2 protein-coding genes are annotated in these 2,319 nt (G+C 57.8%); both read left to right on the top strand.

Annotated elements, in window-relative coordinates:
• A partial coding sequence (locus WA354_RS20870) for an HAD hydrolase-like protein (RefSeq protein ID WP_472814953.1) occupies window positions 1-184 on the top strand: 184 nt, incomplete at its 5' end.
• A 212-nt stretch (window positions 185-396) separates the two neighbouring features.
• On the top strand, window positions 397-2,127 hold the full coding sequence (locus WA354_RS20865) for an IS1634 family transposase (RefSeq protein ID WP_472814952.1): 1,731 nt from the start codon (window positions 397-399) through the stop codon (window positions 2,125-2,127).
• The last annotated feature ends 192 nt before the right edge of the window (window positions 2,128-2,319 follow it).

The raw sequence follows: 2,319 nt of genomic DNA, 5'->3' as shown, positions 1-2,319 counted from the left end.
CTCCGTGGTGGTCGGCGACAGCATCTGGGATCTGCTGGCGGCCCGCCGCGCCCGCGCTCTCAGCGTCGGCCTGCTCTCCGGCGGCTATGGCGAAGAGGAATTGGAACGCGCCGGAGCGTATCGCGTTTATCAGGACCCGGCCGACCTGCTGGCCCATCTCGACGAAGTCGGCGTAAGAGGGTAACGGGTTTTCAAGGTAATAAAGGTATTGACGCTGGCAGACGATAGATCATCGAATGGACGTTCGACACGCAATCTTAGACCGAAGTTCCAGCCCTGATCGCATGTAGATCCCTTTTCTGACAATGAGTTGCGCAGATTTGATGATGATTTTGTAGTCATGTAAATTAGTGAATTTCTCTTGTTTTATCGGTCCCTTTTTAGTATTCTGTCTACATGTACGTGGCCGTCGTCCCTAATCGCAACTCCCCGCCCGCTATCCTCCTCCGCGAGAGCTTCCGCGAAAACGGCAAGGTCCACAACCGCACCATCGCCAACCTCTCCCACTGGCCCCCAGGCAAAGTCGCTGCGCTTCGCGCCGTCTTAAAGGGCGCCACCGCCCTCGGTGCCCCTCTGCCTGAAGCCTTCGACATCGTCCGCTCCCGCCCTCACGGCCACGTCGCTGTCATCCTCGGCACTTTGCGCAAGTTGCATCTTGACCGCCTCTTCGAAAAACATGCCGACCGTAATCGGGATCTCGTCTTGGCCATGATCGCGGCTCGCGTGCTGGAACCCGCATCCAAACTCGCCACCTCTCGCGCTCTTCATCCCGATACCCTCAGCAGCACGCTGGGCGAGTCACTCCATCTCGACTCTGTCACCGAGGATGAACTCTATGAGGCCATGGACTGGTTGTTGCCTCAGCAGGCTGGCATCGAGGATGATTTGGCCAAACGGCACTTGGCCGAGGGATCGCTCGTCCTCTATGATTTGACCTCCACCTATTTCGAGGGGCGTCACTGTCCGCTTGGCAAACTAGGCCACTCGCGTGACGACCAGAAGGGTAAGTTGCAGGTTGTTTTCGGCCTGCTGACCAATGCCGAGGGTTGTCCCGTGGCAGTAGAAGTCTATGCGGGGAATACATCCGATCCTAAGACCGTGTCCGATCAGGTGACCAAACTGCGCCAGCGATTCGGACTACAACGTGTGATTTTAGTCGGCGACCGCGGCATGATCACCAGCGCGCGCCTGCGTGAGGATCTCAAACCTGCAACCGGGATCGATTGGATCACGGCGCTGCGCGCGCCAGCCATCAAGAAACTGGCCTCTGATGGTGTTCTGCAGCTCTCCCTATTCGACAGCCGGGATCTGGCCGAGATCACCCATCCGGACTTTCCCGGCGAGCGCCTGGTGGCCTGCTACAATCCCCTGCTGGCCGAGGAACGCGCCCGCAAGCGCCCCGAACTTCTGGCCGCCACCGAAAAGGAGTTGGAGAAGATTGCCGCAGCCACACGGCGCAAAAAACGTCCGCTACGCGGCAAGCAAAACATCGGACTGCGCGCCGGCAAGGTCCTGAACCGCTACAAAATGGGAAAGCACTTTCAAGTTCAGATCGAAGACGACGGCTTCACTTATACGCGCAAACAAGCCAATATCGAGAAGGAAGAATCGTTGGATGGTATTTATGTCATTCGCACCAACGTCCCCGCCGAAGCGCTGTCCAGCGAGCAAGCGGTGCACAACTACAAGAGCTTGTCGGGGGTGGAGCGCGCCTTTCGCAGTTTGAAAACGGTAGATCTGCACGTGCGCCCCATCCACCATCGCCAACCCGATCGCGTCCGCGCTCATATCTTTCTCTGCATGCTGGCTTATTACGTGGAATGGCATATGCGCAAGAATCTGGCGCCCCTTCTATTTGACGACGAGGATAAGATCGCAGCGGAAAAACTGCGCGTCTCGGTGGTCGCGCCGGCCCAGCGCTCCCCTTCAGCTCAAGCCAAGGCCCTCACGAGGCGCACTCCAGACGATCTGCCCGTGCACAGCTTTCAGACTCTTCTCGGCGACCTCGCCACGATCGTCTCCAACCGCGTACAGCCCAAAGATGCCAGCACCCCAGCTTTCGACATCATCACCGTCCCCACCCCTCTCCAGCGACGCGCCCTCGAACTCCTCCAAGTATCTCTGTAAGCCTCCGAAAACGGTAAGCCTCCGAAAACGTAGTCAGTAGGCCAAGCTGTATTTTTGGCAAACTGCCGTGTAATCAAATCCTTGCGTTTTCAGGGCTCTGGAACTTCGGCTTAGACGACGGCCAGACGACTATACCTCCTCGATCGTTCGGCATCGACTCCAGTCGGGTGCTTGAAGAAGTCATGGATACAC

It is taken from the genome of Occallatibacter sp., from assembly GCF_049802275.1.
Lineage (GTDB): Bacteria > Acidobacteriota > Terriglobia > Terriglobales > Acidobacteriaceae > Telmatobacter.
Note: the sequence above shows the minus strand (reverse complement) of the source record. Positions and strands in the feature narration are given on the sequence as shown.

Excerpts from the sequence above, each read along its gene's own strand:
- WA354_RS20865 (WP_472814952.1), top strand. The coding sequence starts at position 397 with ATGTACGTGGCCGTCGTCCCTAATCGCAACTCCCCGCCCGCTATCCTC.